This window comes from Nostoc piscinale CENA21 (assembly GCF_001298445.1).
Taxonomy (GTDB): domain Bacteria; phylum Cyanobacteriota; class Cyanobacteriia; order Cyanobacteriales; family Nostocaceae; genus Nostoc_B; species Nostoc_B piscinale_A.
Map to the genome: position 1 here is coordinate 1,811,283 of NZ_CP012036.1, position 12,915 is coordinate 1,824,197.

17 protein-coding genes and 1 tRNA gene are annotated in these 12,915 nt (G+C 41.1%); 6 read left to right on the forward strand and 12 right to left on the reverse strand.

Annotated features, from left to right (window positions below; all coding sequences use genetic code 11):
* Positions 1-44: 44 nt before the first annotated feature.
* Both ACX27_RS07910 and ACX27_RS07915 read left to right on the forward strand, forming a co-directional pair.
* Complete coding sequence (locus ACX27_RS07910; RefSeq protein WP_062290620.1) at positions 45-329, forward strand: hypothetical protein; 285 nt, start codon at positions 45-47, stop codon at positions 327-329.
* A gap of 202 nt (positions 330-531) precedes the next feature.
* A complete protein-coding gene (locus ACX27_RS07915) occupies positions 532-750 on the forward strand; it encodes a hypothetical protein (RefSeq protein ID WP_062290622.1) in 219 nt (72 codons plus the stop codon).
* Positions 751-986: 236 nt separating this feature from the next.
* Here the strand turns inward: ACX27_RS07915 and ACX27_RS07920 are convergent, their stop codons facing one another.
* The 9 genes from ACX27_RS07920 to ACX27_RS07955 all read right to left on the reverse strand — a co-directional run bounded on the left by ACX27_RS07920 (position 987) and on the right by ACX27_RS07955 (position 6,831).
* Entirely contained in the window at positions 987-2,897 is a 1,911-nt protein-coding gene (locus ACX27_RS07920; protein WP_062290625.1) for an ATP-binding protein, read from the reverse strand.
* Entirely contained in the window at positions 2,894-3,460 is a 567-nt protein-coding gene (locus tag ACX27_RS07925) for a hypothetical protein (protein WP_062290628.1), read from the reverse strand. The genes ACX27_RS07920 and ACX27_RS07925 overlap by 4 nt, the downstream gene beginning before the upstream one ends.
* A 52-nt stretch (positions 3,461-3,512) precedes the next feature.
* Positions 3,513-4,118, reverse strand: a complete 606-nt coding sequence (locus ACX27_RS07930; protein WP_062290632.1) for a hypothetical protein — start codon at positions 4,116-4,118, stop codon at positions 3,513-3,515.
* A complete protein-coding gene (locus tag ACX27_RS07935; protein WP_062290634.1) occupies positions 4,118-4,513 on the reverse strand; it encodes a hypothetical protein in 396 nt (131 codons plus the stop codon). Before ACX27_RS07935 ends, ACX27_RS07930 begins: the two co-directional genes overlap by 1 nt.
* Positions 4,514-4,590: 77 nt before the next feature.
* On the reverse strand, positions 4,591-5,094 hold the full coding sequence (locus ACX27_RS07940; protein ID WP_144427419.1) for a hypothetical protein: 504 nt from the start codon (positions 5,092-5,094) through the stop codon (positions 4,591-4,593).
* 9 nt (positions 5,095-5,103) lie between these two features.
* Positions 5,104-5,310, reverse strand: coding sequence for a hypothetical protein (locus ACX27_RS07945; protein ID WP_144427420.1), 207 nt, complete (start codon positions 5,308-5,310; stop codon positions 5,104-5,106).
* Positions 5,311-5,316: 6 nt separating this feature from the next.
* Positions 5,317-5,481, reverse strand: coding sequence for a hypothetical protein (locus tag ACX27_RS32790; RefSeq protein WP_200929922.1), 165 nt, complete (start codon positions 5,479-5,481; stop codon positions 5,317-5,319).
* Positions 5,478-5,891 carry a hypothetical protein gene (locus ACX27_RS07950; RefSeq protein ID WP_062290643.1) on the reverse strand — a complete coding sequence of 138 codons (414 nt, stop codon included), beginning with the start codon at positions 5,889-5,891 and terminating at the stop codon, positions 5,478-5,480. Before ACX27_RS07950 ends, ACX27_RS32790 begins: the two co-directional genes overlap by 4 nt.
* Before the next feature lie 4 nt (positions 5,892-5,895).
* Positions 5,896-6,831, reverse strand: coding sequence for a ParM/StbA family protein (locus ACX27_RS07955; protein WP_062290646.1), 936 nt, complete (start codon positions 6,829-6,831; stop codon positions 5,896-5,898).
* Between the two features lie 231 nt (positions 6,832-7,062).
* Between ACX27_RS07955 and ACX27_RS30725 the strand changes: the two genes are divergently transcribed.
* The gene (locus ACX27_RS30725; RefSeq protein ID WP_083468693.1) at positions 7,063-7,236 is read left to right on the forward strand and encodes a ribbon-helix-helix domain-containing protein; all 174 of its coding nucleotides are present in this window, start codon (positions 7,063-7,065) and stop codon (positions 7,234-7,236) included.
* A gap of 15 nt (positions 7,237-7,251) precedes the next feature.
* Here the strand turns inward: ACX27_RS30725 and ACX27_RS07960 are convergent, their stop codons facing one another.
* Entirely contained in the window at positions 7,252-7,434 is a 183-nt protein-coding gene (locus ACX27_RS07960) for a hypothetical protein (RefSeq protein ID WP_062290650.1), read from the reverse strand.
* A 35-nt stretch (positions 7,435-7,469) separates the two neighbouring features.
* On the opposite strand from ACX27_RS07960, the gene ACX27_RS07965 reads away from it, so the two are divergent.
* Positions 7,470-7,556: transfer RNA gene (locus tag ACX27_RS07965), tRNA-Ser, on the forward strand.
* A 97-nt stretch (positions 7,557-7,653) separates the two neighbouring features.
* On the opposite strand, the gene ACX27_RS07970 is transcribed toward ACX27_RS07965, so the two are convergent.
* Positions 7,654-8,031, reverse strand: coding sequence for a hypothetical protein (locus ACX27_RS07970; RefSeq protein ID WP_062290653.1), 378 nt, complete (start codon positions 8,029-8,031; stop codon positions 7,654-7,656).
* Between the two features lie 268 nt (positions 8,032-8,299).
* Here ACX27_RS07970 and ACX27_RS07975 point away from each other — a divergent pair, with 268 nt between their 5' ends.
* A complete protein-coding gene (locus ACX27_RS07975) occupies positions 8,300-9,355 on the forward strand; it encodes a DMT family transporter (protein WP_062290656.1) in 1,056 nt (351 codons plus the stop codon).
* 8 nt (positions 9,356-9,363) lie between these two features.
* Here the strand turns inward: ACX27_RS07975 and ACX27_RS07980 are convergent, their stop codons facing one another.
* Positions 9,364-10,461, reverse strand: coding sequence for an AI-2E family transporter (locus ACX27_RS07980; protein WP_062298213.1), 1,098 nt, complete (start codon positions 10,459-10,461; stop codon positions 9,364-9,366).
* Positions 10,462-10,809: 348 nt separating this feature from the next.
* Between ACX27_RS07980 and ACX27_RS07985 the strand changes: the two genes are divergently transcribed.
* Positions 10,810-12,897 carry an S-layer homology domain-containing protein gene (locus ACX27_RS07985; protein WP_062290659.1) on the forward strand — a complete coding sequence of 696 codons (2,088 nt, stop codon included), beginning with the start codon at positions 10,810-10,812 and terminating at the stop codon, positions 12,895-12,897.
* Positions 12,898-12,915: the final 18 nt, after the last annotated feature.

Genomic DNA, 12,915 nt, shown 5'->3' on the forward strand with positions numbered 1-12,915 from the left:
TGCAATAGGAGAATGATTAGTATTTGCAAAGGTTTTGAGTTTAATTGTTCAATTTAGATTTTAAAAACTTATCCATAGTAATACCCTGGTATTTCAATCTCTCCCGTGGTAATATCGGGGGTGAAGATTACCACGGTAATACAATGGCGAGAGACAGAAACACAGGTAAATTCATTCCAGAAAAAAACAGTTTTGATAAAACTCCGTTCCCGGTCAAGATGACCGCAGAGATGAAAGAATGGGTAAAAAATCGTGGTGGTGGTGAATTTGTGCGATCGCTAATTCAAGACGTAATGGATCGAGAATCTAACCAAAAATCAGAGGGATAACTTTAGGCGATTGGGTATAAGCTATTAGATAGAAATGACTTTGCGTATCCCTTCCCATCTTTCATCGGCGCAAAAGTGATGAGCTTTCGCAGCGATTAGCGTCTCTTGAAAATATCCTAAGCCAGAGTACATCCACTAAGTCAAAAACTCAGACGAAAAAAATTGAGATAAGTTTTTAGTAATTGAAAGAGGGATAAAGAAAATGAAGGAGGAAGACAAGAGATTTTTACAAGAATTAGCAATAAGATACTTCGCTTTTAGAAAGTTAAATCCAAAAGATATTCCTATTTCTGGTGAAGAAGCACATCAACTAATAGCGAAAATCAAAGAAAAAGAAAAGGAGCTAGGTATAACCCCTTTTCATCCTAACTACTTAGAAATAATCAATCAAGAAGTAGTATGGTTACAACAGAAAGAATAAAATAAACTGTCTCAGTAACATTTTTAGTGAAGGCTTAATTATGCGATCGCAATTAGAAATATTCTTGCAATCAATTGTAGATAAATTAAATTTAAAACAATAATAAAAAAGCCCTCTGCATTCAATATAGAGAAGGCATTTTTTTACAAACACAGACTAAATGTAGCAATGCTTCATGATGTTTGCTGGGCAATCTGAGGCTCTCACTTCTGTCCTTTATCCAGCAAGTATTCTGTCTACTCTGTCTGTCTGTCCGAATCTGGATTAATTTCGATGGTATTTGCATCAATCCAGACGGCCAGACTATTCTCAACCAACTCGCTAAACAGACGCTTTAATTCGTCAGAAGAGAAGCGATCGCCTTTAACTTTAAAGTTGGGCTGTATCTCCTGAATCACTGCTTTATCTCTGCCAGTGCGTTGTAAATAACCGAGTAATGCTTGGGCTTGGGGCGATAAATTATGAGATTGTGTTTTGTAAGAAGCTTTATCCTCACTAACATCAAACTCCATCCGCCTATATATCGCCTCTAGTTGTTCCCTGGTTTGGGCTGTCACTGGGCGATCGCTGACTTCTGTGTGTTGAAATTTTGGGACTAAACCTAAATAGTACCCCCCTACAAAGGCAAACATTACGGGCTGATGTTGGCTTCTGGACTGCGCTTTTAACTCGTTATACTGCGCTCTCACTAATTCTTTATCCTTGCTATGGGTAATTACTTGATTCCCCATAATCGCTTGCTCAATCACACCGTAAGCGTCAATTTCACGTCCGTCTTTGCAGTAGCGGTTGCCTAACAAGAGTAGACGCAAAACTTTACGTGTATTTTGGTCTAATTCCTGAATACCAATTGCTTTTAGGTTGAGTGAATGTAAGTTAACAAAAAACTTCATGTTATATTCACGCCCAACAATCAGCACGTCAAAAAGAATCTGACCAAAATCAAAACCTAAATCTTCTGGTTTTATCTTGTTGAGTTTCGCGGCGATAGTAAGCCAATCGTCAAGAATGATGATAAACGGTGGTAACTTTTCGCGTATATCCTCAATTACCTCTAGTCGTTTGTTGTACTCAGTCTGAACGCCTAAAAAGAATGTTTTAGCTTTGTCTAGGGCATCTTCCCCAACAAATCGGGTTACTTTACCTTGTTCTCTTAATCCATTGAATGAGTCATTTTTCACTGCCAATACTCTTATGTCAGCATCGGGGCAATTAACCTCAACTTGCCGGATGTATTCACGGGTGACTGTACTTTTGCCCGTACCTGGATCGCCACACAGCGCGGTACTACCATCCTCCCGCGCTATACGTTGCAATATTTCGCTGATTGCCTCGCTAGTAGTGGGCGCGATCGCTGCTTGCTCGACAAACTCTTGAACAGTACCCGGATCGCCGTGGGGTAATTGGGGTGGTACTGGCTCAAATTTCTCAAAGCTCCGCCCCCCATCCAACAAGTGACCAAATTGATAATAATCATCGGCGGACATCGCCATAAGTAAGGCTGTCTGTTGCTGCGGGGTGATGCTGGCAATAAACTGCTGTCTGGCCTCAGCAATTTTGATACCACGCAGGTATTTAATCAACTCATTTCCAGACAGTTCAAGTAACTGCTCACCAAATTTTAAAGAGTAATTAGCTCTCACGCTCTCAAAATGTTTAGTGGCGCGGTAGTGGGGTCTAATATCACTGAGGTAGTCTTTAGCCTTGCCCACTAGTAATAAACTAAGTCCACCCAGAAACATCGCACCTAAACCAAAGTGATGCTTTAAAGGGTTATCGGCTGGCAGTTCTCGAAAAACATATAAGCTTTCATGCTGAAGAAAAGCCCACTCGTTATAGTTTGGGTTACTAGTGCGGTATTGGTTAGCAGTCAAGTAAGGTTGGGGAATTTGTGATCGCTGTTCGTAGCGACAATATTTTTTACCCAAAAGTAAACGCTCTGTATCCCCTTCTGCCTCTAATGCTGCATCGTGTATCCGGGCTGATTTAGGGTAAAAACATAATTCTTTCTTAGCTACACCGTCCCCGACATGGCCTGCTAAAGTACAAAAAGCCGCGCCTAAAATCGATACCGAAAGCATCAAATTGAGACGCGGCGACAGGGAATAAACGCGCTGATTTAATTCTGATAACTTTGCGTCTTTCATTTTTTACGAAGGTAGAAAAATATAACAACAGAAGCAGCGACCGCAAACATTAGAAATAGCCCGTAATTACCTTGTTTTGGTTCTTGGATGCCTTCATAAGTTTTGACTTGCTCGGAAACCGTGTAGAAACTCTTACGGGCTATGCTGTCCATGCTTTTAGAATCTGCGGTTAACTTCCAAGAACTTGCGGAAAGCATTAAACTGCGAGTTACACCAATGCCGAATTTCTGGCGGTCGCTGATTTGGGGAATGATGCTGTTGTTAAATCGCAAATAGCAGAGGGTAGCGGCGAAAGATACTCCAACAGGTAAACCAGCAATGACGGCGGGGAATAATCCAACACTGCCAGCAAGGTAAAGATATTGAGTTGATGTGATCTGAAATCCTGCCAGAAAAGCACCTTGGGCAATGCCTTGAATGATGGCGATACTGCTGTCGGTTTCGGATATTGCCTGCTGTATCTGCTCTGAGTCGTACTGTTCACCGTCTACAGTCTGTATACTTTCGTCTATAATCTCTGCGTCAAAGAAAATTGGTGTTTGTTTTTGATTGTTGGTCAGCATAGAACACCTTTAGGAAGAAAATTAGCCCAGGTTTCACGCCTGGGCTTGTGTGTTAGTCAATCAACCGTCTGAAAAAACCTTTGGCACGATTAACAGCATTAGAACCGTGTCTGTGAATGTCTTTTAGTGTTTCTTTCGCTCTATCTGTGGGTAAAAGTCCCCGGTGCTTATCTTTAACCTGTTGCCACATCTGAGATTGTGCTTTAGCAGAATCAATTTCAATACCCCTAAGTGCTGCGCGGTGCGACTCGCTCAGTAAATTTAGCGTTCTGGAGTGCTGAAATTGCTCCTGACCTAGTTGGTTGTCAGACGAAACAACTTTTTGTTGTAATCTGTAACCTAAACGCGCATCGCTTACTCGAACTTTTGACCAGCTATCAGCCATTTTATTGACGCTATTACCTGCGGTAGCTAAAAACTGGCTTTCTTCTGACATCACAATTTCAGTTGCCTGTAATCCTTGCGATAAGTTTTCAAAAACAGCTTTGGCATTTTGGGCGCGTTGAGTTTGTTGGATTCGGAAATCTGCCACCTGTGCTGCGGCTGTCTGATTTCCGTCAAGGGCTTGAAATATTGTTTCTTGACTGATTCCCGAAAGGGAATGCAACGCAGCATAAGTGATCGGTGCTTCCAGTTTGAGTTTTACGCTTCGGTTCATCACTCCCACGCTCCTAGTTGTTCAAATCTTGTGAAGATGTTGTTAGCTCTACCTCTAGCTGCGTCATCGGTGATATCGTTGAGTGCTGTCATGTCACCCTCTGCAAGCTTCCAAATGGTTTCGTCTGGCAATTCTCCCCCGAAATTCCCTAAAAATTGACCGTGAGTTAAGGGATTTGGTGTTTCATCAATGGTTTGAAACTGGTCATAAATTCCGGTTTGCAAGTATGGCAGTGCTTCTTGAGTAATTTGTTGTTGCTGTAGCGTTCTACCTAAGTCGGGTTGGAATGGGTCATCGTTGGACACTATCTCTGCTGCTGATTGCGCCAATTCTAACGGGCATCCATTATTAGTTAATGCGTGAAACGCTTCGTAAAATAGATTCTCGTTATTCATTCTTGGTAAAATCCTTGTGTGTTATTTTGACAACTAGATGGCGATCGCAAAAAATAAGGATTGCGATCGCTGTTTCTCTATGCGGCAAATACTTCTATAGCATCGAGTTGCCGCATCGCATGAGTAGCTAAATTCCTTAGTCCTGGGTCGGCGATTTCTTCAAGTGCTAAAAAATCACCTTGTTCAAGTCTGCTAAATATATCGTCTGGTAAAACCTCCTCGAATTCTGATAAAAATTGGAATTGTCTATGAGGTTCTATTTCTTCATATTCTTCGAGTTCTTCGTATACCTCTATTTCTTCACATTCTCCGCCTAGATACCATTCTTCATCCCCCTCATCACCTTCGTTTAGATACCAAGCAACATAATCATCCCAATTATCAAAGCGATCGCTTTTGCACATCGGATCAACAAATACAAAGTCATACTCGCCTTCGGAATACGCTAAATAGTCATCAATATTTTTAAACGTATCCGAAAATATCGGGCAACCATAAAGGAAATCAATCCCATCTCTTAGTAGCGATGTTTCTGGCATTGTTTTTTCTCCCATCATTCTTGTATTTGACACCCTAATCACCAAATTAAATTAGGCTGAAAACTCTTCTAATTGACTTAAATTAATTTCCGCCTCTGCGTGGATTTCTAACTCTAAAAAAGTTAGCGCGGCTTGAGCATCGCTAATTGTAAGGTCTGGAGAATAGTAAAGAGCAATCTTTTGGTAATCAGGATGCTTACAAATTGCAGCGATTGTTTCTTGTGCTTTGTTAATTAGTTGTTGTAGTTCCATTGACATCAGGTTTTAATTAATCCCATCACTACCTCTTAAAGATGCAATCAAGCGATCGCCATAATTAACCAACAAGATGGTAAAAAGTTGTGAAAGATTGTTAATTCCTGTCTGGTTAATTATTTCCTCTGCCTTTGGCACATGCTTCTCATCCAGTACTACTCTTTTTGATTTCATAACTTTAAACTCCTCATCAATGCTTGTCCCTTGGGCTTTTCTGTGGCTGTCTGTGGTCTGTCTAGAGGTTGTTGAGTAGGTTTTTCTGTCTGCGGTCTGTCTGTGGTCTGTCTTGTTGCTGTCTGAGTCAATTTCCCAGACAGATGCTCACTAATTAATAAATTTGTGACAGAAGCTATATTTATTCCTCTTTCTTCTCCGTATTGTGACAACCAACTCAAATGGCGTTTATCTAGTCTCACTCTTGTGTCGCTTGTCTCAATTTGTGACAAATCAGTAAGTTTTAAGTCCCATTGGTGCTTAATTGCATCCAAAAGTAGATTTACGGTGTCGCTCAACGTTTGATAATTGAGTAATTGACGGACTCCCTCAGCTTTGGCGGCGACTGTAGCCGCGAGACGTACTTGCATCTCATCACATCGCCAGTAAAGCTTGAATATTTGAGAGTTGAGGGTCAACAGGAATATAAAACCCAGTCTTAGAACTCAATTTGTGACGGACTAAATTGCTACAGCCACCAATCAGCATAATGTTGGTTACATCTGCAAGATAATCGTTAGCTGCTGTAGTAATGCCATCCATCAACCCGTTAAACCAGTTTTCTAATAAGTCAGGGAAGACTGAACTGAAATCGTATTTACGTCCATAAATAAGACTTCCATCAGCGATCGCGTCCATCATCTTCGCAACTTTAAAAGCGCATTTATCCTGTCTCGCGTAGTTCTGGATTAGGTCAGAGTTGATGATGTCGTTAGCCAGAGAAACACCGCCTACTTTGGGGATTGAACGACGGGTTAGCACTTCACCATTAGGAGTCATGACAACGTAGTTGGTTGTGCCTCCGCCGATGTCGATGCCAAGTGTGTCGCCCTCTGGATCGAGCTTGCCAGTTTTATAGGCGTGGATAACAGCCACATCAGTTTCAAGATAAAATTCGACGTTCTTAATTCTGTGTTGGTAATTCCGGCTATTAACAATTACTTGATGAGAGTCAATTAAGCAACTTTTAATTGATTCTTCTTCTATGCGATCGCGATCAGGGACTAAAAACCTTACAGTTCCCTCAAAATCTTGCCGCAAGCCGGCCAGGGCGAAAGGTTTTACAAATTCTGGTAACTGTTTACCTCTCTCAGCAGCCGCTTGTGGATTTTTCTGTTTAACGGCTCTATCTCCCAAAACTAAAAATTTATTGCCTAGTTTGACACTGGGTGAATCATCACTATCAATCCCGCGAGAGGCTGAGGTAGCAGTCATGTCCACCAATACGGAGCGCATCACTTTTGGTTTTTCACCTCTCAAGGCTGTGATGCTGGAATAGTTGCCGATGTCAGCACAGTAAATGTTTATCACTTCAAAAATTCCTTAAAAGCTAGTAGCAGCCGTTTTTTTTTTGGCTGTTGCTAACCCCCTTCATGGTTCGGTGGATCGCCTTGCGTCTTTCTTTATCCGTTTCGCGTCCATGACCATAATATAGCATTTAGTAATTGTTAATAGATGCTATTAAATGCTAAAAATATTTTATATAAAATATTTTTTTTAATAAGTTAAAGTGATACTAATAGATGCTATTTGTATGCGAAAATGTCTGCTAATCCAACACCAAGATATAAAGGAAAGCGTATTAATTTAACCGTTCCACTAGATTTGTACGAAAAAGTAGAAAAATTGGCAGAGGAAGAAACTCGACCAGTTGCTCAGATGTTTTTAAGACTTGCTCAAGAAGGTTTTGAAGCTAGAAAGGAGAAGGATAAATAAAATCTCCCAGACAGATCAGATGCGATTGTATTGAGGGGTATGATAAAAAATCACTGCGCTGAATACAGCGATCGCAGTTAAATTTAAATCATGGTAATGTAAAAAAGTAAGTTGTGTGATGCCTAAATTGATGTCTAAGGTCTTATAATGCGGATTTCCCAAACAAGCGATCGCTCTCTGGATTTGGAGTGTTATCATAGCTGAGGAACATCTTTGCATTTCTATCAGTACCTGGAGAGGTGGCAGAGTGGTTGAATGCGGCGCACTCGAAATGCGTTAAGGATGTAAGTTCTTCGGGGGTTCAAATCCCCCCCTCTCCGTTGTTAAATAAAACCTGCAAGCAAAAAATTAGGGTAGTAAACAAGATGTTTGTTACTACCCCAAAGTTTATTTATATTACTTAATTACTACACAAAATTACTTAACTTCTTCAGGCGCAAACTTCTCGACTTTGCCTTTTTTCACTGCGACCACAACATCAAAGGTAGAACAGTAAGAAAATGTCGTATTACTAGCTTTGTTGTAAAGGTTAACTACATGACCTGCACCGCCTGGTTGAATTCCAACGGGTTCAAGGTCGCCAAAGAAGAAACGACGTAGTTGATCACCACTACCAAAAACACCTTTATTCTTGATGATCAAGTCAATTTTTTGTTGAGCCGACAAACCTGTAGCATCAGCAGCTGAAACTGGAAGGATGGAAATTGAAGGTTTTACAGCCTGAAATGAAACATTCCCAACTGTCAACAAACCAGCTACAGCAACACCTGTTAGTAAGGAAGGGGCGAATTTCATTGGTTATTATTCCTTATGTTTGAGCTTTAGAGCAGCTATCCAGAGCATCTCAAACGCTACTGAACCTCATCTGAAACTTAGCCATAAATTGTCTGAGTTTATTCCTTGAGAAGATTCAGTTTAAACTCAGCATTTTCTCAGGTAAATGTGATGTGCAGAAATCTTAGGTAATTTTTAAGGGTGTTTCAGGCTGTTATCAGCTCAATGTACGCTAATATCTTTTAGTATTCTGAATGTAATTTGTACTGCAACTATAAGTGGTAGCGTTGTGACTAGCCTGAGAAGATGGCATCGTTTCATTGATAGAATTCCCAGTCAAGCCTATCTCTGGCTCGCAATTGTCATTTTCGGCGCATCTGGCGCAATTACGCGCAAATTAACAGAAATTGGCTCGCAAAACTTAATAAATGGCAGAAACCCGATTTCTTTATGTAATGTCTTGTTCGTGGGTAATATCTGCGCCTTATTGGTTCTAATTCTGATCTATAGGCAGCAGTGGAACAAAACAGCATTGAAGCAAATATCTGTAAAGAATTGGTTAGTGTTGTCGGTAGTTTCTATCCTATCAGGAGCTTTAGCCCCTGGATTAATTTTTCAGGCATTGGCGCTCACGAATGTCAATAATGTGATTTTAGTTGGCAGATTAGAACCACCGCTGGCTTTAGCTTTATCAATTTGGTTATTGAAAGAAAGAGTAAATCTGTGGGAAATTATTGGTGCGATCGCAGCTTTTATTGGTGTGACACTAACTGTCATACTCCAACCATCAGGAAGTCATATAACTAATATGCCAGGATTTCACTTGGGTACAGGCGAAATCCTAGCAGCCGTCGCCGCCGTCGCCGCCGCTATATCTACCGTGATTGGGAAAAAATCTGTCTCCCACATTCCTTTAGGAATTTTTACCATTTATCGCACTGCTTTAGGTACTATCGTATTTTTCTTTCTGGCTGTAAAGTTGTACGGTCAACATCATTTTGTCGAAGTATTTTCGCCTTTTTTGTGGCAGTGGATGTTGCTTTATAGTGTGGTGATTGTCGTCTTAGGCCAGTCCCTGTGGTTTAAAGGTTTGAGAGCTTCTAGTGTATCTGTAGCTTCTTTAGTTGGCTCATTTACCCCCATTGCAGGCATTTTGGCAGCTTATTTTATCTTAGATGAAGCTCCAACGTTACCTCAATATATAGGTGGTAGTTTGATTGTCATTGGCATATTTATCAGCCAATTGGGAGTGATGCGCCAAACTCGTAGAGTAACTACCGCCAATCAGGTAAACTCTACCGAAGTGCAACAAGTAGAAAGCGAAATGGGATTTAAAGGTATTTAGTACCAGTTTCAAGCAGATGTAGATTCTTGGGGTAACATTTCTGCATCTTCACCGACAACCGCAGTATCAGAATGATTCGATACAGCAAAGCCATCTGCAACATCTTTAATAAAACCAGCCACTGGTACAGCAATAATTAACCCTAAAACGCCACCAATGTAAGTTCCTACTAATAAAGAAATTAACACCCAAATTGGTCTTAGCCCGGTGAAACTTCCTAACAAGCGCGGCGCGATCGCTTGGTCAATGAGTTGATCTATAATCACCGCTACTGCTAAAACTTTAACTGCTAACCAAAAATCATGGGTAGCGATAATTAAAGTAATTACAATCAAACTAAACACATCGCCAAAGGGAATTAAGCTTAAAATTCCTACTCCTAAGCCAAAAAGCAATCCAAACTGGACTTGAAATACTAAAAACATGAATGTTTGGGCAAGTCCCATCAATAAAGCTAATGTGCCTTGACCAATCAAGTAATTTTGAAAGTTTTGTTGGATTGATTTACCAATTTTTTGGGCAGAATCCCAAGGCAACTTCTTAAGTATAGCGTGCCACAATCTTGAACCATCTAATAACAAATAAAAGCTTAACACTACTGTAATTAATGCACCAGAAACACTATCAATGGTGTCGATGATAATGCTTAACAGCTTATCTGAAAGATATTCCACTTCATCAGGAATTTTATCCGTAATTTTCGTAAAAATCTGACTAAAGTCTATGCGAGTGTTCTGGCTAAAAGCCCAATCATTTAAAACCTGTAATTTAGTCTCACTAGAATCAATCCATTGGGGTAGTAATTTCACCATTTCATTAAATTGCTCATGTACTATAGGCAATAACGTAATTGCAAAAATTACTAATATCAACGAAGCTAAAACAAAAACTAGTGTAACTCCATAGTTGCGGTTTAATCCTTTCCTCTCTAGTAAAGCAACAGGAAAATTTAAAATAAACGCAAATAAAGATGCTAATACAAGGATAGTTACCAAAGGTTGAAAATATTGAAAAAACCTTAATAATAGCCATCCATTAAGAAATAATAGCGGAAACAACAGTGTGAAAATTAGCCACTTTAGGAGGTGATTAACTGATAAATTGATATTCATAATTATTCCTAAATTTTGTGAAATGGTATAAATCTACTTTAGTAGACTTTGACTATCAGCCCGAAACTTGATTTCTGGGGGAGAGATCGTCCCATTGCAAGACTTCGCTTGAATACCAATGTTAGGATGAGTAGTATTTTTAGAGATGTGTCTGTATCGTAGTTTATACTCAGTCCTAGCGAACAACCTTTGTGCAGAAGTCATCAAGATATCACTGCAACTACTTGCGACCAATGGTGCTACGTCGGTATATTTACGACAGCTATGATGCTTTGAAGATTGCGGCTACAACTAAGTTATGATTCATGCCGTGACGTTTAAACACTTGCATCTCAACAACCAATGGTAAATTCCACCCTCGTGGCCACACTCTATGTCAACCCTGTAACGGGGAAAGATACTAATGATGGTTCACGGTTGAGTCCGTTTAAAAGCCTCACCCGTGCCTTAAGAACCACAACACCGATAATTATTCAGCTGTCACCAGGTACTTACAGCGCGGCTAACGGTGAACAGTTTCCCTTGGTGTTAACTGCGGGGGTAACAGTCATTGGTAATGAACTGAATAAAGGTGCAGGAATTATCATTTCTGGCGGGGGTGAATATCAAAGCCCGACTTTTAGCGTCCAGAATATCACGTTGTTATTGCTGGGTGATGCCAGTTTGATGGGTGTGAGTGTGACAAATCCCAATGCTAAAGGTACTGGGGTATGGATAGAGTCATCAAATCCTTATTTGGCTAACAATACTTTGATTAGTTGTGGACGAGAAGGAATATTTATTACCGGAAACGCCAAACCCGCCATTTTAGATAATGTGTTTGTCCAACATGCTGCGAGTGGGTTGTTTATGGCGCGGAATAGTAAAGGGGAGATATTACGCAACACTTTTCAAAAAAATCCTTTGGGGATCGCGATTACAGACTCAGCCGCGCCTTTAATTGCCAATAATAAATTATCAGAGAATCGGACTGCGATCGCTCTTTCCCGTGATGCCCGTCCGGTATTACGGCAAAATTTGATCAGCAAAAATGCACAGGGTGGCTTGTTGGTTAATGCTAATGCTGTCCCAGATTTGGGTAACAGCCAAGATGCTGGGGCGAATATCTTTCAAGATAATGGTGAGTTTGATTTACAAAATGCTACTTCACAATCCCTGATTTCTGCTGGTAATCAATTAAACCCCACTTTAGTTAAAGGACAAGTCAATTTCGTCGCCGCCACCGAAGATAGTCCGAGATTAGTTACTGGGAGTAGCAGTTTCCCAGATTTGGCGGGACATTGGGCGGCGGTGTTTGTGGAAGCGTTAGTTAGTCGAGGGGCAATTAGTGGCTTTCCTGATGGTACATTTGGCCCCAATGCACCCATTACCCGCGCCCAATATGCGGCAGTATTAGCAAAAACTTTTCAGTTACCCAGCAGTAGCCAATCTAGTAAATTTACAGATGTCAAACCTGATTTTTGGGCAGCACCAGCTATTTTTAGTGCGGCGACAGCCGGATTTATTAGCGGTTTTCCTGATGGAACATTTCGCCCTGGAAATAATCTCACAAGGGTACAGGCGATTGTATCAATTGTTAACGGTTTAAAATTTACAGGAGGCAACCCCAATGTGTTGAGTGTCTACCGCGATCGCGCCCAAATTCCTAGTTATGCTACTAATGCTGTCGCCGTCGCCACCCAAAAGTTAATCATTGTCAATTATCCCCAATCGGATTTATTAGAACCACTGCGGGAGATTACACGCGGCGAGATTGCCGCCTTACTATATCAGGCGTTGGTTGCTAATAGCAAAGAAAAAGCGATCGCCTCGCCTTATATTGTCAGTCCCGATGTTGAAGTGCCGACATTTACCGATTTAGTGGGACATTGGGCAGAACCATTCATTCGCGCCTTAGCCGTCCTGAATTTAACTCAAGGTTTTGCTGATGGTAGCTACCAGCCAGATAAACCCATGACTCGCGCCCAATATGCAGCTTTGGTGGCGGCGGCTTTTAACCCGACTCCCAAACGCCCGTCCATTGAATTTATTGATGTTCCCCAAAATTTTTGGGCTTACAAAGCTTTACAAATTGCCGCCAGTGGTGGTTTTGTGAGTGGATTTAGCGATCGCACTTTCCGCCCCGATCAAAATGTCCAAAGGTTACAGGTGATTGTTTCCCTCGTGAATGGTCTGGGTTTACCCGCCGCCCAAAGTAATTTATTACTTCCTTACACTGACAGTAATACTATTCCTGACTATGCCCAAAAAGCGGTGGCAACTGCTACACAACAACGCATTGTTGTCAACTATCCCAAGCCTAATTTACTCGCCCCCACCCGCGAAGCCACAAGGGCGGAGGTTGCTGCAATGGTTTATCAAGCCTTAGTAGCTATTAACCGCACCGCAAATCTTAATTCGCCCTATATTGTTTCGACAGCCAAGGGTTGACCAAGTAAAATGAAAAAC